The sequence below is a fragment of the Peribacillus sp. SIMBA_075 genome, from assembly GCF_046534585.1.
The window spans coordinates 1-239 of sequence record NZ_JAWRYN010001528.1; the positions used below are offsets into that span (position 1 = coordinate 1).

At 57.7% G+C, this 239-nt stretch carries 1 protein-coding gene; it reads left to right on the forward strand.

Annotated features, from left to right (window positions below; all coding sequences use genetic code 11):
* The coding region (locus SB775_RS33535) for a hypothetical protein (protein WP_410865625.1) at positions 1-239 on the forward strand (239 nt) is incomplete at both ends.

The following is a 239-nucleotide window of genomic DNA, read 5'->3' on the forward strand; positions in this document are numbered from 1 at the left end:
ACCACTGGCGATCAGCGCCTGCAAATTCTCGTCCTCGGATGCAGCTACGTTCGGACGACAGGTGCTACCAAAAGCCGTAACCTTGGCATGCTGCAGCGGAATCTCCCGGACGCCTGATCGGGATCGTGTCGATCATCTGCGGGATTGGTTTGGGGCTGGTGTTGGCCAAGCTGTTCTTCCAATTCGCGGGCTTCCTGCTGGATGTGCAGGCATTAGCGTTTTACATTCCGTGGCAGGCG